Genomic DNA, 21,619 nt, shown 5'->3' on the forward strand with positions numbered 1-21,619 from the left:
AGAGCGACCGCAAGTGACCGAAGCGATGCGACCCTATGTCAGCGAAGACGCCCCGGTCATCGCGCTGGTCCATGCGCGCGTCATCGATGGCACCGGCGCCCCCGCGCAGGAGGGGCGCACGCTGATCCTGCGCGACGGCAATATCGAAGCGGTCGGCAACGACGGCGAAGTCGATATCCCGCCCGGCGCGAAGATCATCGATCTCACGGGCAAGACGGTCCTTCCCGGACTGGTGCACTTGCACGAGCATCTCTGGATGTTCGGGGGCAATGCCGTGCTCGGCGCCAGCGATTCCTACCCGAGACTGTATCTCGCCGCCGGCGTAACGTCGATCCGCACCGCGGGCTCCTATAATCCCTATGTCGACCTCAGGGCGCGCGAGCGGATCGAGAAGGGCGAAGCCGTCGGGCCATGGATGGATCTTTCCATCTATCTCGACCTCTTCGGCGCGCCGCGTCTGAACGACGCCGAAAGCACAAGGAAATATCTCGATTTCTGGCTCGATAGCGGCTTCACCTCGGTAAAGGCCTATGGTTACACCAATCGCGTCGCGCTCGAGGCCGCGATTGCGCTGGCCCATGCCCAGGGCGTGAAGGTCACCGGGCATCTGTGCATGGTGTCCTATCGCGAAGCCGCCGAACTCGGCATCGACGATATCGAGCATGGTTTTGCCATGGTGCCCGATTTTGTGTCCGCCCAGTCGGCGCGAAAGACGGTTCCTGCGGGGACGGTAGACGTCAAGGCCGAACGCGACTGCGGCGAGCGCGCGCTTGCCGGTCTCGCGAAGGTCGATCCGCGCGGCCGCGAGGCGAGGGCGCTGATCGATACGCTCGTCGCGCGCAACGTCGCGGTCACCTCCACGCTGCCCGCATTGGAAGACCTGGTCCGCGACATTCCGCCCCAGACGGGCATCGACATGCTGGCACCGCAGATTCAGGAATATCACCGCGCATATCGGGCCCGGATGGGCACTCCCGCTGGGCAGGCGCCGGTTCTGCCCGCCGAAAGCCTCCGCAAGACGGCCGTCATGGAACGCCAGTTCATGAAGGCGGGCGGCCTGCTCGTCGCGGGAACCGACCCCGCAGTGCCGTCGGCAGGCGTGGTCGCCGGCTACAGCAACGCGCGTCAGCTCGAGCTGATGGTCGAGTTCGGCTTTACGCCGCTCGAAGCGATCCGCGTTTCGACGTTCAACGGGGCCATCTACCTCGGTCGGGACAAGCGCATCGGTTCGATCGCGCCGAACAAGCAGGCGGACCTGCTGGTTGTTAGCGGTGACCCATCAAAAATTATATCGGATATCCGCAACGTGGTTGTCGTATTCAAACAGGGGATTGGATACGACCCTGCGAAGTTGCGGAATTCCGTGCGCGGTAAAGTTGGTCTGATGTAAGACGCTAGCTCGAGGCGGCTGGGAAGGGAGCAGATGATGCGATTTCAACCAAGCCACGATCGGCCCAGCTGACGATCAAGTGCCAATTTCGAGCAGGCGTGTCTGCGTCTGCAGCGGGAGCGCGAAGCTGCCGACACAGCCGCATCTTATTGGGAGCGAGCGCATCCGCCCCTCCGCGCCAATGATCCCGAAACCCTGCGGCAACCCGAAGCGGCGAAATCCAACGCCCAACGGGGTCTCGGCAGCCAGATGCAGAGTCCTTGCAGGCAGTAGCGCGCGTTCACTTGGAAGCAGCGAACGTGTCGTCGAACCCGGCTCGCCTTATATCCTCCAGGCTAACTCGGTCATTCCTGCCGCGCTGATCACGGGAATCCGCTCGGACTTGTCGGGCCGGATCACCGCTCAGGTTTCGCAGAATGTGTTCGACAGTCCGACCGGACGCATCTGTCTAATCGCAAGGCGCCCGTCTCTTCGGCGAATGTGACGGCGAGGTCGTGGCGGGTCAGATCCGTGTGCTGCTCGCTTGGGATCGCCTGATATTGCCTGGCGGACGCTCGATTGGCCTCGATCGAATGCAGGGCGTGCAAGCAACGAGGGCAGGGATCGAGGATCGGGTCGATAATCGCCGGGGGGATGCTGCGTACGGCGTTCATTAACATATGCCGAGCGCCTCGCCGAGGGGTGCACCATCGGACGGCAGGGCCGGCGACAGCTACATCAACGCCTTGGCCGAGACGATCAATGGCCTTTACAAGGCCGAGGCGATGCACCGGAGAGGTCCGTGGCGATCCTTTGAAGCTGTCGAATATGCCACGCTCGCATGAGCTACTGCTTCAACAACAGGTGAATGTCGAAACATCCATCCCATCAGTGAGTGGGCAGCAAGACAAGTTCGTTGAGGCTCCCCCAGGTTTATAGAGGCGCTGGGGTTGAGACGCCGAGAATTGAGTGGCGCCAGGTTAATCCACCCGGACTGGTTCAAGAACGACGGATATGCGGTCGGCGAGTTCGTTGATTACCGAGAGATAATGTTTGAAATGCGGGGTCAGGCGATGCGCGGCGACCGCAGCCTCATCGACATAAAGTTCATCGAGCACGAACCGCAGCGGGGTCGTCTGATCCTGCCATAGGTCATAGCGGAGATTTCCCTTTTCCGCCCGGCTGGGTTCGATCATGCGCCCAAGGAGCGACCTTAAATCTTCAAGCCGATCAGGGCGAGCGGTCAGCAGTGCCACGATTTTGGTCTGTTTCGACATGGCAGCCCCTTCCGATCCGAACGCAGTTTGCAGTGCTAGACGCGATCCCCGAAATTCGCGGATCGCGGCCAGATCACTTCGTTTCCTGGAGTGTATGCGTCAAAAGGGGAACCGCGTCGAACAAATCCGCAACCAGGCCAAGGTCGGCGATCTGGAATATCGGCGCGTCTTCGTCCTTGTCGATTGCTATGATCGTTCCCGAATCCTTCATCCCTGCAAGATGCTGGATGGCGCCCGATATTCCGATGGCGATATAGACGTTCGGAGCGACTATTTTGCCGGTTTGACCGATCTGATAGTCGTTGGGCACATAGCCCGCATCGACCGCTGCGCGGCTGGCGCCGACCGCCGCGCCAAGCGTGTCGGCCAGCGGGAAGATCGTCGCCTGGAAGGTGTCCGCATCCTTCAGGGCGCGACCGCCCGCGACAATGACCTTGGCCGACGTGAGCTCCGGGCGTTCGCTCAAGGCGATTTCGGCGCCTACGAAGCTCGAGAGGCCGGCATCGCCGCTGCCGACGACGGCCTCGATCGGGGCCGAGCCGCCTTCCGGCGCCGCCTTGATAAAGGCGGTGCCGCGCACGGTAATCACCAGCTTGGCGTCGGAGCTTTCGACGGTCGCAATGGCGTTACCCGCATAGGTCGGACGGGTGAAGGTCGCGGGGCCTTCGACCGAGAGGATGTCGGAGATCTGCATGACATCGAGCAGCGCGGCGACGCGCGGCGCGATATTCTTGCCATTGGAGGTGGCGGGCGCCACGAAGGCGTCGTGCTGGCTCATAAGACCCACAATCAGCGGCGCGATATTTTCTGCGAGCGCGTTGGCATAGGCGGCGTCATCGGCAACATAGACCTTGGCGATGCCGACGATCTGCGACGCGGCGTGGCCGGCGGCAGCACAGCCCGATCCGGCGACGAGCAGATGGACTTCACCGATCTGCGACGCGGCGGTGACGGCGGCGAGGGTCGCATCCTTAATGGAGGCGTTGTCGTGTTCGACCCAGACGAGAATTTTCGACATCAGGCTACTCCGAGTTCCTTGAGCTTGGCGACGAGGGCGTCGACGTCGGGCACTTTGATGCCCGCCTGGCGTACCGCCGGCTCGGAAACCTTGACGGTCTTGAGGCGGGGCGCGGTATCGACGCCGTAGTCAGTGGGCGATTTGGTGGCCAGCGGCTTGGACTTCGCCTTCATGATATTGGGCAGCGAGGCATAGCGCGGCTCGTTGAGGCGCAGATCGGTGGTGACGACGGCAGGCAGTGCGAGGCGAACGCTTTCAAAACCGCCATCGACCTCGCGCGTGACCAGCAGATGTTCGTCCTCACAGGCGACCTCACTGGCGAAGGTACCCTGCGGACGCCCCATCAGGGCTGCGAGCATCTGGCCGGTCTGGTTGCAGTCGTCGTCGATTGCCTGTTTGCCGAGGATGACGAGGCCGGGCTGTTCCTCGTCAGCAATGCTCTTGAGGATCTTTGCAACGGCCAATGGCTCGACCGCATCGTCGGTTTGAACCAGGATCGCCCGGTCCGCTCCCATGGCCAATGCCGTGCGCAGCGTTTCCTGCGCCTTGGCCGGGCCGACGGAGACCGCCACGACCTCGCTCGCCACGCCCTTTTCCTTCAGGCGGATCGCTTCTTCGACCGCGATTTCGTCGAAGGGGTTCATACTCATCTTGACATTGGCCAAGTCAACGCCCGTGCCATCGGCCTTGATCCGCGGCTTTACATTATAGTCGATCACCCGCTTCACGGGTACGAGGATTTTCATCGAAGTCTCCAATATGTTGCGGCTTACACGTCCCGGATTATGTTGAACCGGGTTCAGTCGGCCTATTCAGTGTGCATGCACGCCAAACTGCATGCCGGCCTTTCGCCCATCGCGGGTGGCCTGAGCGATCTGTCCGGGGCCAAGGCAATCGCCGACGCGCTCCACGGACGGTATTTCCCCGGCGTCGCGTTTTTTGACCAGTTCGTGATAGAGATTGTCGTCGGAAACCTGGCCGGTAACCAACACCACCGCATCGGCAGATCGGGCCTCCTCGGCACCGGTGAGCAGGCGGCTGGTTGTGACTTTACCCTCGGAAATGCTGACGATCGCAGTGCCGACGACAATTTCGATGCCGATTTCGTTCATCGAATTAATGACGTGAACAAGTTCCAGCGTGTTCAAGGTCCAAGGCGCGGGATCGCTCGCAGTCGTCACATAAGTAACCTTGCAGCCGGCCAAGGCTAGGCGTTCGGCGACGACCGTGGCCATGTAGAAATAATCTTCGTCATATACGACGACTTTGCCGGCTGGCAGGTTGCCGTTCAATATATCTTCGGGATTGAAAACATGGGGCAGATTGCATCCCGGTATCGGCTCGTCGTGATTGCGGCCAACTCCGTCGCTGCGCCACGTTGCCCCTGACGCTACAATGACGTGGTCGGCCTCGAATCCGGCGACGTCCTCTGCCGTTAGCCTGCTGTCGAGATACATGTTCGCATTCGCCATCGTCTGAAGCTGCCCGACGCGATAGTCGACCACGCGCCCCCAGGCGCTCAGGCGGGGCATCTTGCGCTCGCGCACAAGGCGTCCGCCCCATTCGGATCCTGCATCGGCAATCGACACCTGGTAACCGCGCTTGGCAAGCGTGTGGGCAGCCTCCAGACCGGCCGGACCCCCGCCCACAACCAGAATGTTCTTGTCGGGATCGTCCGCGGGGGGCACATTTTCGGGATGCCAGCCCATCAGATGCTCTTCGCCTGCTGAAGGGTTTTGCGTGCAGCGGATCCGCACGGACGTCATGACCTCTGCGGTGCAAGCGTTACACCCGATACATTCGCGAATATCGTCGTGGCGCCCCTCATCGATCTTGTTCGGCAAGAATGGGTCGGCAATCGAGGGGCGGGCGGCGCCGATCAGATCCAGAACGCCGCGCTTGATCTGGCTTACCATGGCATCGGGGGACGTAAAGCGGCCGACACCGACCACCGGCTTGTTCGTCACCTTCTTGACGAAGTCTATAAACGGTTCCTGCTGGCCTTCTTCGAAGAAGCGGCTGCTGCCACTGTCCCACGGCCAATCGCTGACGTTGACATCCCAAAGATCGGGAACATCGGCTAGCGCTTCGATGACCCGGCGGCCGTCTTCCTGCGCTGTGATGTTCGATACTCTTCGCCGATCCTCCACGGCGAAACGAACCGCGACCGCACAGCTGTCTCCGACCGCGTCCTTCACGTCGCACAGCGTTTCGCGGAGCAGGCGCAGACGATTCTCGAACACGCCGCCATATTCGTCCGTTCGCTTATTCGTTCGGGTGTCGAGAAAATCCTGCAACAACGACAGATTATGCGCGCAATAGACATAGACAATGTCGAATCCCGCCGTCTTTGCGCGGACGGCGGCATCGCGATACCAGCGCCGGAAATCGGCGATATCCTGCTTGTCGATCGTTCTAGCGGAAATCGGATTGTTGAAATAATGCGGGAACTTGGCCGTTGGAGACAGCGGATGCTCGCGATAATAGGCTGCCGGTCCCGACGCGCCGGCATGAGCCAGCTCGACCCCGGCCAGCGCACCATGTTCCTTCACCGCCGCGACGATGCGCGCGATTGGCGCGATATGCTTGTCATTATACAGGCACGGGTCCGGGAGGGGGGCGTGATCCGACGTTTCGTGGATCATCGTCTCTTCGATGCAGATGACTCCCCAGCCGCCTTCGGCCCGCGTTTTTCGATAGGCGACCATCTCGTCCATCGACGACATCCCCATGCTGATCGCATGCGGAACGACGTAAAACCGGTTCTTGGTCCTGACCGGTCCGATCTGTACCGGCTCAAAGAGGATATCGTAGCGTGGATCTCGCATAAGTCGCTCCATCGGCGCGTTGGTCAGTCAGGGATCGCCCGGATGCCGGTTTCCGGCGTTCCGACAACCAACCCCGCCCTGAACGGGATCGGCGAATTAAAATAGCCCGGCTCCGGGATGTTTCCCGTCGAGCAGTTGGGCAGGTTCAGGCGACCTGCCGAACTGCGATTTCGTTCGCCTTGCAAAAAGCGTCCTTCAGTATGATTTTTCCGTCGCGGACATGGAGTATATCCAGTCCGTCGATCGACGATTGTGTTCCGTCTGGCGCAGTCATGAGCAGAGTCCAGGTTACCAGTCCCATCGATTGATCTTCGTCGATCATCGTCGCCGTGACCTCATAGTGCGATTTGCTATCCGATACTGCAAATCCGGGCGCGAGTGCCTCGCCAACGGCGGCGCGTCCCTTATGTTCGATGCCGTTGGGGTCGATATAGACGGCAGTATCGGAAATGAATTCCAACATCGCCTCATAATCCCCGACGTTGAATGTTCCCATGAAGGAGCTGACGATTTCTGATAGGCTTTTCATGCTCAAAAAATTCCTGTCGGTGCGCTACCATAAGAGGAGCTGAAGATTCTCTTCGGAATCTACGGATCGGGATAACGCCCCCCCGATCGCGCAACTATTGGCACGGGGGAGCTTCGTTGCGCGAAGGGGGAGGCGTTATTTCGCTGGAATGCTCGCGAGATATGCGATCATTGCCTTGCGATCGGTTTCCTTCGCGAGCCCGCCGAAGGCCATCGAGGTACCAGGGTAAGCCGACATGGGGTCCTTCAAGAATGCGTCGAGCTTTTCGGGCGTCCAAGTGCCGTCGGCATTTGCAAGCGCCTGCGAATAGGGAAAGCCCGCCGCGCCGCCGATCTTGCGGCCAACTACCGCAATGAGTTGCGGTCCTGCCGGTGATGGCGTCGCAGGGTCAACCGAATGGCAGACGGCGCAGTTGCTGAACAATTTCTTGCCCGCCTCGACCTGGCCCGCATCGGCGGCCAGCGCAGCATAGCTGTCGGTCGCGGCGGCCGGGGTAGGGGCGGGTGTCCCGACGCCGGATTCCGCGCCGCTGCTGTCGCTTTGTTCGGATGGCTTCGAGCAGGCAGCCGTCCCGACCAGGACGAGGCCGGCTAAGAACGCCAGTCGATATTTGCCGATATGAGCATTATCCATTTTTCGCATCCTCTCTTGCAAGCTTTTCGGTCACTTCCCGGCAGGCGCGAATTCCGCTTTCCACCGCGCCGTCTATGTACTCGTGCCAGCCGTCGGCAGTAGCGGAGCCGGCGAAGAACAGGCGGCCTTCGGGTTTTGCCATGTCTTTGAATTTTTTGAACCATCCGACCTTGTAGGCTGGCCATGCTTGTTTCGAGAACGGATCCTTGACCCAATTATATGGTGCGATGTCGGTGATTTCCGCATCGGGATGGATCTTTCGCAGTTCCGCACCGACAGCGTCTAGATCGTTCATGTCAATCAGCGATTGCCGGCCGAGCGTCGCCTTCAGGATCGTGCCGTCGTCACCGAATTCCTCGGTCTGGATTGCGTTTAACGGGTTTGGATCATCGCAAAAGGCAAAGGTGTTACCGAGGTTCTTTTTTACTTTCATGTACATCGTGGCGCCGTCGGCACTATCGCCATGGGTGATGAATTCCCGTTTGGCGGACGACAGTCCTGGCTTGAAGTTGATGTCTGGATAGACAGAGGTAGGCAGAGTGAAGACAGCAGCTCTTGCCTCGAATGTTTGTCCGTCGGCAGTCCTGAGGGTGACGCCCTTGTCGCTCTGTTCGACTTCTTTGACCACAGTGCCGAGCCGCACATCGGCCTTGCTGTCGTCAAGGATTGCCTTGGCCAATGCCGCCGTTCCGCCATTGGCGATATGCCAGTGCTTTTCCGAGTCAGTGAAGGTGAAAGGATCCCACGCTGCGAGAGCGAAAAGTTTGACGAAACTCGCATAGCTGAATGTTGATAGCGGACCACCGGCATAGAGTACGAGTTCCGCGCTCAATGCCGCTTTCGCCAGCGGATCGAGGCCGAGCGATGCAAGGTGCCGAGCCGCCGAGATGTCATCGATCTTCAGCACTTCGGGGTTAGCGAAGGGCTTGTATGGTTGTGGAAACAATGTGCGCGAGTTGGCGCAGAATCTATTGAACGCGTCGTTGTAAAGGGTGTCGAACTTCGCGGGCGGCACATTGTGGACGGCTCCATCCGACGTCATGATATAGGATGCGTCGAGATCGTAGAGAGGCACTTCTTCGAAGTCGAAGCCGTAGCGCTGCATTTCCGTGAAGACATGCGGCTGTACCCAATGGACGGACGATCCTCCCAATTCCACTGGGCGGCCGAGAAACTCACTGGTGAACGTGCGCCCGCCGATGCGCGGGCGCGCTTCCAGCACGACCACGCGCCAGCCCTTGGCGGCAAGGTCGCGCGCGGCCGTGATGCCGGCAAAACCCGCGCCGATGACGGCGACATCATAGGGGCCGCCTTCGCCGCCGCCGTCGCGTGCCTCGCGTCCGGGATTTTCCTTTGCACAGCTCGCCAGCGCAACTGCGCCGGCTGCCGCAGCGCCGAGCCTCATTAGCGAACGTCTGTCGACAGGCTGGTTCGCCATGGCATTGTTCTTATCTGGATCCGTGGTCACGACATTTCCCTCTTCCCTTATCCGATAGCCAATTTCGTCAGGCCGCCGCGTTGATTACTTGAAGGCGCGTGAATTCACGGACGCCTTCAATACCGCCTTCGGTTCCGACACCAGACTGCTTCGCGCCCGAAAAGGGAATGTCGGGTTGAATGGCGACGTGCTGATTGATCCACACCGTTCCGGCTTCAAGATCGCGCGCGAGCGTGCGTGCCCGATCGACATCGCGCGACCAGATGGAAGCTCCGAGGCCGTAAGGGCCGGTGTTGGCCCGCGAGATCGCCTCCCTCTCATCCGAAAAGCGAAGCACCGGCACGACGGGGCCAAATTGTTCATCGGCGACCAACCGGGCCTCGTCGTCGAGATCGGCGATCACCGTCGGCTCTATGAAAAAGCCGGGACGATTGGCGATATGACCGCCCGTCAAAACCCTGCCCTGGGCCGCCGCTTCTTCGATAATCTCGCGGACCTTGTTGAACTGCATATTGTTCTGGATGGGACCGATGGTGACCCCGTCCTCGTCCCCCGCGCCGAGCTTCAATGCTCTGGCCGCCGCGACCAGCCGCTCACAAAAGTCATCGTAAATCTCGTCGGCGACATAAAGACGCTTGGGCGCTGCACAGATCTGACCCGCGTTGAGGAAGGCGGTAGCGGCGAGGCCTTGGGCCGCGCGCTCCACATCGGCGTCCTTGAGGACGATGGCCGGGTCATTGCCGCCCAATTCCAGCGTCACCCGCTTCAATGTCTCGACTGCGCCCTGCATGACGCGTTTGCCGGTTCCGGTCGATCCGGTGAAGGAAATCTTGGCAATGTCGGGATGGCCGGTAAGACTTGGGCCGAGATCATTCTCGTCGGCAATGACATTGAACACGCCCCGTGGAAATATCTCGGATGCCAGTCGGCCCAGCTCAAGACTCGTCAGCGGCGTGGTCGGCGCAGGCTTCAATATCACCGTGTTCCCCGTCAGTAGGGCAGGAGCGAATTTGTTGCTTGCCAAGATCAACGGATAATTCCACGGCGTGATCGCGGCGACGACGCCCAGCGGGCGGCGATCAATCTGGTAGCTGCCATTGACATGGCTTCGCGTTTCGGCAGGCAGTTCGACGCTGGCGTAATAGCGCATCCCCTGCACCGTGGCGCCAATTTCGAACCGCGCCTCTGGCAAGGGCTTGCCCTGTTCCTTGACGAGCAAGCGCGCAAAGTCCTCGGCCTCTTCCTCAAGCCGTTGCGCCAACAACAGGAGGCAATCCCGACGCTCGCTCCAGGATGTTGCTGCCCAAGCGGGAAAGGCGTGGCGCGCCGCCGCCACGGCGGCATTGAGCTGGCCTTCATCCGCAACCGGGGCCGCCGTGAACGGTTGGCCCGTCGCGGGATTGACGACATCAATCGTCCGCGCGCCTGCCACCAGTTGTCCATCGATGAGCATTTTATAAGCGTTCATGGTTCACTCAATTCATATATCAATTACACGAGATCGCATGCGCGAACCCTAGACTCTTGGGCCGCCTTCCGGGCCGCTTCGGGCCAGACCGATTGACATCATCACCCCTCATGCACGAACTGGCAGATAGGCAATGGCCGTGACCTCGACCTGGATGGCGCGCTCGATGAAGCCGGCGACCTGCACACCAACCACCGATGGACCATTGCAGCCCAGGTAGAAGGCCTGCCTGTATGGAACCAGCCGCTCGCTGTATTCCTCGGCCGAGCAGCCATAATAAATCGTTTCGCTCACCACGTCGGCGGCCGTGCCGCCGTGGGCCGCGAGTACACGGTTCATCTGCTCGTAGACGACCTTGAACTGCATGGCGGCGTCATCGGGATGGAGGGCGTTGCCTTCGTCGTCCACGGCAAAGAGTCCACCGATGAACAGTAAGTCTCCGGCGCGCACGCCGACGGACATGCAATATCCCTTTTCCATGTCGGGGATCAGGTGGAACGACTGGGGTTTCATGGCAGAGGCCATGGGTACAAGTCCTCTTGTGGTCGGGAGTGAACACGAAGGGGAAGGAAGGACGAGGTCGACAACGCAATAGCGACAAGTAGCACCGCGAGCAGTGCAGGGACTGGGGGCACGGCAAAGACAGCAGGCGGCGTGGCGCGGGTTAGCACCAGCACACCAATCGCTGGACCGATCGACTGTGCAGCAGCGTTCACGATATATATCATTCTCGTGTATCGTCGTTCGGGGTCGTTCTGGGCGATTAACGACATGTAATATGCGAGGCCCATGCACCAGGCGGAGGCGCAGACTCCAAAGGCCAAGGCGAACAGCACCGTCGTTTGTGCACTATAGATGCCGACCAGCGAACCAAAGAATATCAGGGTTGTCATGCTGATCCACTTGAGATGGCCACCAGCGACGCCGAACATGGTCGGAATCAGGCTGCCGGCAGCCGCGAAGAGGAAACCCAGAGCCAGCGCATTAGTGGCATCGCCCCGAGCAAGCCCGTTCGCGAAGCCAAAGTGCTCGATAAAGACGTATATGACATTGATGCTCACACTGAAAAGGAGAAGCGCGATCAGGGCGGTTTTGCCGACCGTCTGCGGGCAGTGGGGCGCGCGAGGCGTGACTGCCTCCCCGTGAGGATTGACCGGCCCGCTCAGTTGGCGCGGCAGAAAGAGCGCGAGCAGTCCGCCGAAGCCGAGCCACAATGCGCCCGAACCGAGCGCAATGGCATCGCCGTAAGCAATGCGCAGGGCGTCAAGCAGCCAAACCGCCGCCGCGGACAAGAGCATGCCTGCCGCCAGGCCCGCACTATAGGCTCGCAAAGGGACGGTCGCCTGCGCAAGAACGCAGGCTGTCACGGTGGTGCTCAGCATAGCGCCAAAACCCGCAAGGAATCGGACCGCGCATAACACGGCATAGCTATCCGCCGTCGCGGTAAACGCGTTGCTCACTGCTGCGATGAGCAAAGCGATGAGAACAAGGCCCTTCCAGCCAAAACGGGGCATCAGGACGAAGCCGACGGCTGCACCCAGCAAGCCGCCGGCCTGATCCACCGTCTGCACGACGCCCGCTGCGCTCAGGCTCACCTGAAAATGGACCACATACATGCCAACGAAGAAGGGGGCGATGTTGATAAGTATGAGCGAAAAAGAGTAGAGTAGGCCTGCGATTACGAGCGTTTGCTGTGGACTATCGCCAAGTCCGGACATCGTGTTCGCCTTGTCCCCCATCTCGTTCACGCCTGAGTCGGCACAGCAGCACCGACTTCGGCAGCCGCCAACACGTCGGATTCTATCCCGTCGCAGTTTGATCCGGGCCAGGCTTCGACCAGATAGTGGACAGCGAACTGCTTGCAGCTCGGCGGTTGGGCAAATGAATTGTTCGCGCGGCCAGTCTGGGGATAAGTGACGGCCCGTCCACAGCCGATCCCGCCGACGCTGTGGCCGCCACGCCCGGGCCAACGAGACTTGTCCGCATGAGGCCGCGAACCGCTCGTCAGGACGTCTATGGGGCCGGTCGCGGCGTACATTTGTTCTCCCTAGGTCGTGCGCGAGATCGGTTGCGGCTTCACTGTGGAATCGAATCGACCGCACGCTCCTTGAATTCGTAGCAATTTCGTCACTGTTCGCAACTAATTTATGCGATTGATGATTTTTCTATCGGGAAGATATATGGCGCGACCGGCGAGGCTGGCGCGATCTTAAATCTGGACTAACTATATGAAATAACACTATTAATATACGTTTTTGAGGTGCCCGGAAATTTGCAGCAACAGGTTTGTTCTCACGGTCTCATGAGGCCGAAAAAAACTAGCATAATTCTGTCAAAAGATAATTTATTGCGTCTTTGTTCGGCTGGACTTCTCTGTGCGGTAAACTTCATTTGCCGCTTTTGCGTTTGCCGCGACGCGAGGGCGGGCCCAAGGGGTGAGGATGCGCCTTGGCCACGCGAGCAGGTCGCCCTCGGATTGGCGGACCGCCCTCCCGATTGTCAGGGAAGGCGCATCCTGATTTTGGCAGGTCCTTGGATGCGTACTCCAGAAATGGGCTCCGCTTGGTTGTACGCAAAAGTTGTGCAGCAAATCCGCGCAGATCGTCATCACGCAACGATGGTCGGAGCGGCGCGAGAAACGCTGACCGGGATCACAATTCAGATCCATGGCTTTGCCGAACAACGGTGTTGCGGCTTTTCAGGAGTTCGCGCAGCTCATCCCAATCTTTCCTCCTATTACGCGTGAGCTCGCCGTCGGAGGCATAAGGTCGGCCGTCTGCTGCTCCATGCGGCAGCCATGCCAAGGGGATGCCGCAGGCCGCCTACCGGTCGAGCGTCGACTTTTAGATTGACAGGCTTCGAAATTCGTCGTTTGTATAATAAACTGAGAATCCGGTTGGTCGTTACGCCAAGCGGCTCATTTATATGCAGGTCTATGGCAATCGTTGATTCATCGTAACGTCTAGCTCCAATTGAGGGTAATAGCGAAGCCCGTTGTAATCCGACGCTGGGCACGGACGAGGCGATGAATCAGAAGATTCAGGGCTATGCCGTCGGCTCCCTGTTTCCTGTAACAACAGACGCTTTGCGCGGAAAAGGGGAGGGTTGCTCATGCCGGCTGGTCTGGCTCTCGGTTTAAGGCGTCGATACCCGACGGTTTAATCGCTTACCCGATCATGGAGTGCAGAGGCTGGGCTGGCTCGGCGGTATTCACCAGTTAGGGAAATTTGTTCAACGCAAGCTTGCATGAATATTGCTTGGGGCCGTTGTTGAAGGTCAGGGAAGTGATGTTCGCTCTGGGCCGATGTTCGAATGACAATTTAGACAGTTAAGAAGGTGGACTCATGACCGGATCAGCAAAAATAGATTTCTTGTATCTGTCAGAGCAAGACATGATCAAGGCCGGCGTTACCGATATGGCCATGTGTGTGGATACGATGGAGGAAATGTTCGGCCTGTTGTGGCAGGGAGACTATCGTATGTCGGGATCAAACAACGATTCCCACGGGGCGATAATTTTGTTTCCGCAGAACTCGCCTTTTCCAGACATGCCAAAGCCGACCGCGGACCGCCGTTTCATGGCGATGCCCGCCTATCTTGGCGGCCGCTTTCGGACTACCGGTGTCAAATGGTATGGATCTAACGTCGAAAACCGGGAAAAGGGTTTGCCGCGGTCGATCCTTATGTTTGTGCTCAACGACGCCGATACTGCTGCGCCGCTTGCCTTCATGTCCGCAAATCTCCTGTCGGCATACCGGACCGGGGCGATCCCGGGAGTGGGGGCGCGGCATCTTGCGCGAAAGGACTCCAAGGTTTTCGGGCTGGTCGGCCCAGGTGTCATGGGCAAAACAACGCTCATGGCAGTGTCTGCTGTCTGCCCCGAACTTGACACGATCAAGATCAAGGCGCGCGGTAAATCGAGCCTTGATAGCTTTCTCGATTGGCTAAAGGCCGACATGCCTCAGATCAAAAACATAGAAGTGGTTGACTCGATTGAGGCCGTCGTTCGCGGTTCCGATGTGGTCAGTTACTGCAATACAGGCGTAGCAGGTGATCCTTCGACCTATCCTATCGTCAAGCGTGAATGGGTGAAGCCAGGGGCGTTTCTGGCCATGCCATCAACGTGTGAGATTGACGAGGCAATGGAGGCCAAAGACATCCGAAAGGTTCTCGATAACACCGGTCTGTACGAAGCCTGGTTTGATGAACTGCCCAAGCCGGCCCATAACGCGGTGCCAATGATCGGCGTCAAGTTTATGGATATGATCGCCGAAGGTCGGATGGTGAAAGAAGATCTGGAGGATCTTGGTCGCATCGTCGCCGGCCAGGCCCCCGGCCGACAGAATGACGATGAAATCATCATCTTGTCTGTTGGCGGAATGCCCGTCGAGGACGTTGCCTGGGGCACCGTCGTTTATCGCAACGCAGTCGCGCGCGGCATCGGCCAGTCGCTCAATCTTTGGGACACGCCCGTTCTGCGGTGACGCAATGGACTGAATGCGCCTTTTTGGTTCCCAAGGCCTCTGCTCTGAGTTGGAGATAATATGGTTGAGATTGTAAAGCTCAAAACGGGTTCACGATATGAGGACGTGGCGAGCTACTCGCGGCTGGTATCCGTCGATAACTGGATCTTCGTTTCAAACACCGCCGGGCGCAATCCTCTGACTCAGGAGATTCCCGAGGACGCCAAGGAACAAACCGAGCAGGTCCTGGCGAATATCGAACGGGCGCTGCAGGCGGTCGACGCCGGCTTGGGCGACGTCGTGGCCTCGCGTATCTTCATTCAGGACCCTTCCGACACGCCCGCCGTCATGGCCAAGGTCGGCGAGCGTTTCCGCGGTATCGATCCCGCGATGACCCTAAGCTGTCCGCCGCTCAGTTCGACAGTTTACAAGGTCGAGATTGAAGTCACCGCTTATCGAGGGGCTTCGAATGGCAATGTAAAAGTGAAGAATCTTTAGCATTTATTCGGTTATCCGTCGCGCTGCTGATATTATCATCTTTCGGTTCACATCAAGGATAGCCTCGTGGCACCATATATCGCGCCTGTTCTAACTTGTGACGACTTCCCGTCTTCGGCTCCTGTAGTCATCATCGGGGGCGGGATTGTCGGCCTGGTCGCCGCACTGACGCTCAGTGAGCGCGGTATTCCGGTTGTCGTGCTCGAGAAGGGAGTGGTCGCCGGTGAGCAATCGTCGCGCAACCAGGGGTGGATCCGCAAGACGAGCCGCGCTCCGGCCGATGTGCCCCTGGCGGTCGCATCCGACCACCTCTGGGCGGGGATGCCGCAGCGATTGGGATTAGATGTCGGCTATCGGGAAGCCGGCATTCTCTTTCTGGCCAGAAGCGAGGCGGAGATGGAGCCTCATGAGGCCTGGATCCGCTCTGTGGAACCTCTCAATCTCGACTCGCGCCTTCTGTCCCCGGGTGATATCGATCAATTGGTTCCTGGGGGACGGGCCAAATGGGCGGGTGGCATCTATACCCCATCCGATGGACGCGCTGAGCCGTCGCTCGCGGCGTCAGCCATTGCGCGCGCCGCGATGGCCAAGGGGGCGGTCATCGTCGAGAATTGCGCGGTGCGCTCGCTCGTCCGCTCTGCGGGGCGGGTTACGGGAGTCGTTACCGAACGCGGCGAAATCAGCTGCGACACGGTCCTGTTGGCGGGCGGCTTGTGGTCGCGACGCTTCTTGGGCAACCTCGGCATCGGCTTTCCGACACTGCCGCTTACCGTTTCGGTGTCCCGCACCGCTCCCATGGAAGGGCCCACTGAGATAGCGGTTGGCGGACCGGATTTTTCGTTTCGCAAGCGCGCGGACGGCGGTTTTGTGATTACCCAGCGCAGCGCTGTTAAAGCACCGATCACGCTGGATCATTTGCTCATCGGGCATAAATACTTCTCTTCTCTCCGGTCGCAAGGTCGTTATCTGCGTGTCGCGTTCGGGCGTGACTTCATTGACGACCTTGCCTTGCCTCGTCGCTGGAAATCCAAAGGCGTTTCACCCTTTGAGCGTATGAGGACGAAGGACCCTGCGGCTGATCAGCGCGCAATCAATGAAGCCTTCGTCGCCCTCCGCGCGGCCTGGCCTGTGTTCGACGACGCCGAAATCGCTGAAGTCTGGGCAGGAACAGTGGATGTTACGCCCGATTCCTTGCCGATAATCGATCATGTTTCGGGCATACCGGGACTAGTCGTCTGCTCCGGATTTTCGGGGCACGGCTTCGGCACCGCGCCGGCGGCGGGCGAGCTTGCGGCGGATATTCTGACGGGTTCGACCCCGATCATCGATCCGAAGCCCTATCGTTTCGCGCGTTTTGAGCCGTAGGGCCGCTGATCTGCGCGAAGTTCGAACCGAAAATAGGGACCTTAGCATGGCATGTGATCCACGGTACGACATTCTTTTCGAGCCGGTAAAAATCGGACCCAAGACGACTAAAAATCGCTTCTACCAGGTTCCGCACTGTACTGCGCTAGGGACTTATTCTCCGCACGCAACTGCAAAGTTCCGCGAGATAAAGGCGGAGGGCGGATGGGGTGTCGTGAACACCGAGCTTTGTATGATCCATCCGTCATCGGATTCTTCCCCCAGTGGTGGGGAGCGGCTCTGGTCCGACGATGACAAGCCTGGGCTTCGGCTTATGGTCGAGGCGGTTCAAAAGCACGGCGCCCTTGCAGGGTGCGAATTGACCCATCAGGGAGCCCTCGCCGGAAACCGCATGTCCAGAGAGCGCCCGATGTCGGCCTCACCCCGGCCGGCAATGGATGTACCGGCCATCGTCCGGCAGATGGACAAGCAGGATATTAGCGATGTCAGAAAATGGCACCGCGCGGCTGCCCGGCGCGCACGCGATATCGGATTCGACATCGTATATGTTTACGCAAGCCACATGATGGGCTTGCCCGGCGACTTTATTACGGAGCGTGTCAATCGGCGAACTGATGAATATGGCGGCGTCATCGAGAATCGCGCCCGACTTTTGCGCGAGCTGATCGAGGATACCAAAGACGAAATCGGATCCGACTGTGCCGTTGCCGTCCGTTTTGGTGTGGATGAAGGCATTGGCGATGCGGGCTACACCTGTAGCGGCGACGGTCGGCGGGTCGTTGAGATGCTGGCTGAATTGCCCGATCTGTGGGACGTCAATGTTCAGAACATCAATCTCGATGTGATGACTGCCCGGTTTGCCGACGAAGGGTGGCAGGAGCCTTTCACGGCCTTTGTGAAACAGGTGACAACCAAGCCGGTGGTTGCTGTCGGGCGATACACGTCGCCTGATCGCATGGTGTCGCTCATCAAAAATGGGTTGGTCGATCTGATTGGCGCAGCGCGTCCGTCGATTGCCGACCCCTTTCTGCCAAGGAAAATTGAAGAAGGCCGCATCGACGATATTCGCGAGTGTATAGGCTGCAACACCTGCCTTTCGATGCAATATATGGGCGGCGGAATTCGTTGCACACAAAACCCGACAACCGGCGAAGAGTGGCGGCGTGGCTGGCACCCGGAGCGTGTTCCGGCGAAAATGTCCGATGAACGCATCCTCGTAATTGGGGGCGGCCCGGCAGGACTCGAGGCGTCTCTCACGCTGGGAAGGCGCGGCTATTCTGTTGCGCTTTCTGAACGGAGCAATTTTCTGGGTGGACGCTCCGTGCTTGAATCGACGCTGCCCGGCCTGTCCACCTACCGGCGCGTCGCCGATTATCGAATTGGTCAGCTTCATAAGCTGGCGAATGTCGACATTTACATGGGAAGCGAAATTCAGGCTTCTGATGTGAGCGATTTCGACTTCACAACAATAGTCGTCGCAACAGGATCGACATGGGACCGCGACGGAATCGGCAAAGCAAACAGATTTCCCGTCAACGGTTGGGACCAGTCGCACGTCATCACTCCCGACAAGGTGATAGCGGGACACGCGATTGAAGGACCGGTCGTTATCTATGACGATGAAGGCTATTATCTTGGAGGTGTCATCGCTGAGAAGCTAGCCAAGCAAGGTCTGGACGTTACACTTCTTACACCTGATCCAGAACCTTCCCCGCTGCTTAAATATACATCGGAGCGAGAGACGGTCCACCAGACGCTGCTTAACGTCGGCGTGAAACTGGTTACAGCCAAACATCTGGTAGAGATCGGCGCTGAAGAGGTGGAGGTTCGCTGTAACTATACCGGCCAAGCAACTCGATTGCCCGCTGTGACGGTGGTTATGGTCTGTCTGCGCTCACCGAACGACGGCTTGCTTCACGATTTGCGTACAGTTACTGCGGACACGCCTCCAAAGTTTTCCGTCCACGCGATCGGTGACTGCTTCGCCCCGGGCACGATTGCCGATGCCGTCCACTCAGGTCATCGGGTGGGCCGAGAGATGGATCAAACGCCAATCGGCGATATCAACTACCTGATCGAAAAGCCTTTCGTCCGCGATGCGACCGCCTGGGACCGGCTCGCTAGCGGGCGCTGACCTGACCCATCTTTCATCCAGCTGCAACTAGAGGCCGAGGGGTGTTGTCGCGCATAAGCGCAGGCGAAGCAACGGGCGGGGTTAACCCCGCCCGTTGCTTTTCGAGTTCGGCGGCGAACGCCGCCGGGGTGGCGTAGCCGAGCGAGGAGCGCGGCCGCTCGGTGTTGTAATCTTCGACCCAGCGGGCAAGGATCGTGCGTAAGCGATGTTCGGGCCCCACCTTGTTTGGTTTCGTGATTGAGGCAGACCAGAGGGGATATGGACGACGCGACGCTAACGACCGGACTGGACACGCGCACTGGAGTTAGTCCGGAGCCGGCCCGGCGCCTCGAGGTGTTCAGTGGGACGGTCGGTCGACGCCGATCGTGGACCGTGGAGCAGAAGTTGGCGATCGTCGCAGAAGCGCAGCATTGCGATAATCTGACGGCGCTTGCTCAGCGGCACGATATCCGGACCTCCCAGCTCTACACCTGGCGCCGCGAGCTTCGTTACGCGCTGGAAGCCCAGCGTGGCTCGATGGATGCGGAGCCGATGTTCGTGCCGGTGGTCGCCGACAACGCCCGACGCAGCGATGTCGCGATAGAAGTGGAGATCGATGGTGCCGTGATCCGGATTGGGCGAACGGCCAAGGCCGATCTGGCTGCTGCCGTGGTGCAAGCCCTTCGGTCGGCTCGATGATCGGGCCTGGCGCTGGCGCCCGCGTCATGATCGCAACGCGGCCCGTAGATTTCCGCAAAGGGCCGGACGCGTTGGCGGCGTTGGTCGGTGCCGAGTATGGCGGCGATCCCTTTTCCGGGGTGATTTACGTCTTTCGGGCGAAGCGGACCGACCGGATCAAGCTGGTCTGGTGGGATGGAACCGGCCTGTGCCTGATGGCTAAGAAGCTGGAGTCAGGGAGCTTCAAGTGGCCGGGGATTCAGGACGGCGTGATGCGTGTGACGGCGGCACAACTTGGCGCTCTGCTGGAAGGTCTGGACTGGCGCCGAGTGCATGGCGGACGCCGCCCGATCGCTCCGCAGATTGCCGGTTGACGCGGCCTTCCCATGCTGATTCACTGCTTCCATGCTCATGGAAGCCGACCTTCCCGATGACGTTGAAGCGCTTCGCGCGCTCGTCCTCGAACAGGCTCGCGAGCTCGATGCGCTCAAGATTTTCAAAGCCGAGGTCGAGCGTCTACAAGCGATCATCGACGCCCTGCAGCGTCACCGTTTTGGCCGCCGGTCCGAACAGCTCGATCCCGATCAGTTCCAGCTTGCCCTCGAGGAAGTCGAGACGGCCTTGGCCGCGGCCGAACACGCTCGCGACAAGGCAAGCGGGGCTCCGGCACAGCGGCCGCGGAAGACCAACCGGGGTTCGCTGCCGACGCATCTGGAGCGGGTCGAACAGATCGTCGATGTCGAGACGAAGACCTGTGTCTGTTGTGGCGGCGCGCTTCATCAGATCGGCGAGGACGTCGCCGAGCGCCTCGATGTCGTGCCGACCACCTTCCGTGTCCTCGTCACCCGCCGCCCGCGCTACGGTTGCCGTTCATGCGAGGGTGCGGTCGTGCAGGCCCCGGCACCGCCGCGGATCGTCGAGGGCGGTATCCCGACCGAAGCGCTGATCGCGCAGGTGCTGGTCTCCAAGTATGCCGACCATCTTCCGCTATACCGGCAGACACAGATCTATGCCCGGCAAGGTATCCAGCTCGATCGCTCGACGCTGGCCGACTGGGTTGGCCGGGCGGCATGGTATTTGCGCCCCTTGCGCGATCACATCCTCGAGCGATTGCGAAGATCGGAACGCTTGTTCGCCGACGAGACGACGGCGCCGGTGCTCGATCCCGGACGCGGGCGGACCAAGACCGGGCAGCTATGGGCCTATGCACGCGATGATCGCCCCTGGGGCGGCAACGATCCGCCGATGGTCGCCTATGTCTATGCCGCCGACCGCAAGGCTGAGCGGGCAGAAGCCCATCTCGGCGATTTCGCGGGCATCCTGCAGGTCGACGGCTATGGCGGCTATGCCGCGCTGGCGAAGCGGCGTCAGCAGATTCGGCTCGCCTTCTGCTGGGCCCATGTGCGCCGCAAGTTCTACGAGCTCGCCGACACATCGCCGGTCGCCACCGAGGTGCTGCGCCGCATCGCCTTGCTCTATGCCATCGAAGACGAGGTGCGAGGTGCGCCGCCCGAACAGCGCCAACAAGCCCGGGGCGAGCGCAGCCGCGCCATCATCGACGATCTGCGTCGGTTTCTTGAAGCCCGCAGCCGTCAGGTCAGCGCCAAAGCGAAGATCGGTGAAGCAATCCGCTACGCGCTCACTCGCTGGGACGGGCTCTCCCGCTTCCTCGACGATGGCCGGGTCGACCTCGATAGCAATGCCGTCGAGCGGTCGATCCGCCCCCTCGCTTTGAACCGCAAAAATGCCCTCTTCGCAGGCTCTGATGAAGGCGGAGACAACTGGGCCGTCATCGCCACGCTCATCGAAAACTGCAAGCTCTCCGGTCTCAACCCCCACACTTGGCTGACCGAAATACTGACCAAGCTCGCCAACGGGCATCCCGCCAATGCCGTCCGCAACCTCATGCCCTGGACCGCCGTGGCCTGAAAACATCGCTTAC

General features: G+C 59.9%; 18 protein-coding genes and 3 pseudogenes. 10 read left to right on the top strand and 11 right to left on the bottom strand.

Translation table 11 applies throughout. The annotated features are described in order from the left end of the window. Window positions 1-13 precede the first annotated feature (13 nt). The 3 genes and pseudogenes from ACTJI5_RS10900 to ACTJI5_RS10910 form a co-directional block, all read left to right on the top strand. Entirely contained in the window at window positions 14-1,390 is a 1,377-nt protein-coding gene (locus ACTJI5_RS10900; protein WP_440860311.1) for an amidohydrolase family protein, read from the top strand. A 181-nt stretch (window positions 1,391-1,571) separates the two neighbouring features. Continuing rightward, window positions 1,572-2,046, top strand: a pseudogene (locus ACTJI5_RS10905) (TrbI/VirB10 family protein). Continuing rightward, window positions 2,040-2,208, top strand: a pseudogene (locus ACTJI5_RS10910) (IS3 family transposase); the annotation flags it as partial. The pseudogenes ACTJI5_RS10905 and ACTJI5_RS10910, both read left to right, overlap by 7 nt. Before the next feature lie 141 nt (window positions 2,209-2,349). Here the strand turns inward: ACTJI5_RS10910 and ACTJI5_RS10915 are convergent. The 10 genes from ACTJI5_RS10915 to ACTJI5_RS10960 all read right to left on the bottom strand — a co-directional run bounded on the left by ACTJI5_RS10915 (window position 2,350) and on the right by ACTJI5_RS10960 (window position 12,278). Further along, window positions 2,350-2,646 (bottom strand): putative quinol monooxygenase, encoded by a 297-nt coding sequence (locus tag ACTJI5_RS10915; RefSeq protein ID WP_440860312.1) that lies wholly within the window; start codon window positions 2,644-2,646, stop codon window positions 2,350-2,352. A 73-nt stretch (window positions 2,647-2,719) separates the two neighbouring features. After that, window positions 2,720-3,664: an electron transfer flavoprotein subunit alpha/FixB family protein gene (locus ACTJI5_RS10920; protein ID WP_440860313.1), complete on the bottom strand. Its 945-nt coding sequence runs from the start codon at window positions 3,662-3,664 to the stop codon at window positions 2,720-2,722. Further along, window positions 3,664-4,410: an electron transfer flavoprotein subunit beta/FixA family protein gene (locus tag ACTJI5_RS10925; protein ID WP_440860314.1), complete on the bottom strand. Its 747-nt coding sequence runs from the start codon at window positions 4,408-4,410 to the stop codon at window positions 3,664-3,666. The genes ACTJI5_RS10920 and ACTJI5_RS10925 overlap by 1 nt, the downstream gene beginning before the upstream one ends. A 66-nt stretch (window positions 4,411-4,476) precedes the next feature. Further along, the gene (gene ndpC, locus ACTJI5_RS10930; RefSeq protein WP_440860315.1) at window positions 4,477-6,504 is read right to left on the bottom strand and encodes a 6-hydroxypseudooxynicotine oxidase; all 2,028 of its coding nucleotides are present in this window, start codon (window positions 6,502-6,504) and stop codon (window positions 4,477-4,479) included. A gap of 133 nt (window positions 6,505-6,637) precedes the next feature. Beyond that, window positions 6,638-7,021 carry a nuclear transport factor 2 family protein gene (locus ACTJI5_RS10935; RefSeq protein ID WP_440860316.1) on the bottom strand — a complete coding sequence of 128 codons (384 nt, stop codon included), beginning with the start codon at window positions 7,019-7,021 and terminating at the stop codon, window positions 6,638-6,640. Between the two features lie 135 nt (window positions 7,022-7,156). Beyond that, window positions 7,157-7,654, bottom strand: coding sequence for a c-type cytochrome (locus ACTJI5_RS10940; RefSeq protein ID WP_440860317.1), 498 nt, complete (start codon window positions 7,652-7,654; stop codon window positions 7,157-7,159). Beyond that, complete coding sequence (locus ACTJI5_RS10945) at window positions 7,647-9,092, bottom strand: flavin monoamine oxidase family protein (protein ID WP_440860331.1); 1,446 nt, start codon at window positions 9,090-9,092, stop codon at window positions 7,647-7,649. Before ACTJI5_RS10945 ends, ACTJI5_RS10940 begins: the two co-directional genes overlap by 8 nt. 67 nt (window positions 9,093-9,159) lie before the next feature. Then, window positions 9,160-10,560 (bottom strand): aldehyde dehydrogenase family protein, encoded by a 1,401-nt coding sequence (locus ACTJI5_RS10950; RefSeq protein ID WP_440860318.1) that lies wholly within the window; start codon window positions 10,558-10,560, stop codon window positions 9,160-9,162. A gap of 108 nt (window positions 10,561-10,668) precedes the next feature. Beyond that, window positions 10,669-11,073, bottom strand: a complete 405-nt coding sequence (locus ACTJI5_RS10955) for a RidA family protein (protein ID WP_440860319.1) — start codon at window positions 11,071-11,073, stop codon at window positions 10,669-10,671. Beyond that, complete coding sequence (locus ACTJI5_RS10960; RefSeq protein WP_440860320.1) at window positions 11,070-12,278, bottom strand: hypothetical protein; 1,209 nt, start codon at window positions 12,276-12,278, stop codon at window positions 11,070-11,072. The genes ACTJI5_RS10955 and ACTJI5_RS10960 overlap by 4 nt, the downstream gene beginning before the upstream one ends. A gap of 1,626 nt (window positions 12,279-13,904) precedes the next feature. On the opposite strand from ACTJI5_RS10960, the gene ACTJI5_RS10965 reads away from it, so the two are divergent. The 4 genes from ACTJI5_RS10965 (at window position 13,905) to ACTJI5_RS10980 (ending at window position 19,020) form a co-directional block, all read left to right on the top strand. Then, window positions 13,905-15,044, top strand: coding sequence for a tyramine oxidase subunit B (locus ACTJI5_RS10965; protein ID WP_440860321.1), 1,140 nt, complete (start codon window positions 13,905-13,907; stop codon window positions 15,042-15,044). Window positions 15,045-15,104: 60 nt separating this feature from the next. Next, a complete protein-coding gene (locus ACTJI5_RS10970; RefSeq protein ID WP_440860322.1) occupies window positions 15,105-15,521 on the top strand; it encodes a RidA family protein in 417 nt (138 codons plus the stop codon). Between the two features lie 66 nt (window positions 15,522-15,587). Then, window positions 15,588-16,886: an NAD(P)/FAD-dependent oxidoreductase gene (locus ACTJI5_RS10975; RefSeq protein ID WP_440860323.1), complete on the top strand. Its 1,299-nt coding sequence runs from the start codon at window positions 15,588-15,590 to the stop codon at window positions 16,884-16,886. 46 nt (window positions 16,887-16,932) lie between these two features. Next, window positions 16,933-19,020, top strand: coding sequence for an oxidoreductase (locus ACTJI5_RS10980; RefSeq protein WP_440860324.1), 2,088 nt, complete (start codon window positions 16,933-16,935; stop codon window positions 19,018-19,020). Window positions 19,021-19,033: 13 nt separating this feature from the next. On the opposite strand, the pseudogene ACTJI5_RS10985 reads toward ACTJI5_RS10980, so the two are convergent. Then, window positions 19,034-19,219: pseudogene (locus tag ACTJI5_RS10985) on the bottom strand (integrase core domain-containing protein); the annotation flags it as partial. A 59-nt stretch (window positions 19,220-19,278) separates the two neighbouring features. On the opposite strand from ACTJI5_RS10985, the gene ACTJI5_RS10990 reads away from it, so the two are divergent. Genes ACTJI5_RS10990 through tnpC form a run of 3 tightly spaced genes read left to right on the top strand, consistent with a single transcriptional unit; the run spans window position 19,279 to window position 21,606 of the window. Then, complete coding sequence (locus tag ACTJI5_RS10990) at window positions 19,279-19,698, top strand: transposase (RefSeq protein ID WP_440859287.1); 420 nt, start codon at window positions 19,279-19,281, stop codon at window positions 19,696-19,698. A 26-nt stretch (window positions 19,699-19,724) separates the two neighbouring features. Then, a complete protein-coding gene (tnpB, locus tag ACTJI5_RS10995) occupies window positions 19,725-20,051 on the top strand; it encodes an IS66 family insertion sequence element accessory protein TnpB (RefSeq protein WP_440859286.1) in 327 nt (108 codons plus the stop codon). Between the two features lie 31 nt (window positions 20,052-20,082). Beyond that, complete coding sequence (gene tnpC / locus ACTJI5_RS11000) at window positions 20,083-21,606, top strand: IS66 family transposase (protein WP_440859285.1); 1,524 nt, start codon at window positions 20,083-20,085, stop codon at window positions 21,604-21,606. Window positions 21,607-21,619: the final 13 nt, after the last annotated feature.

It is taken from the genome of Sphingopyxis sp. 22461, assembly GCF_052044915.1.
Classification (GTDB): Bacteria; Pseudomonadota; Alphaproteobacteria; order Sphingomonadales; family Sphingomonadaceae; genus Sphingopyxis.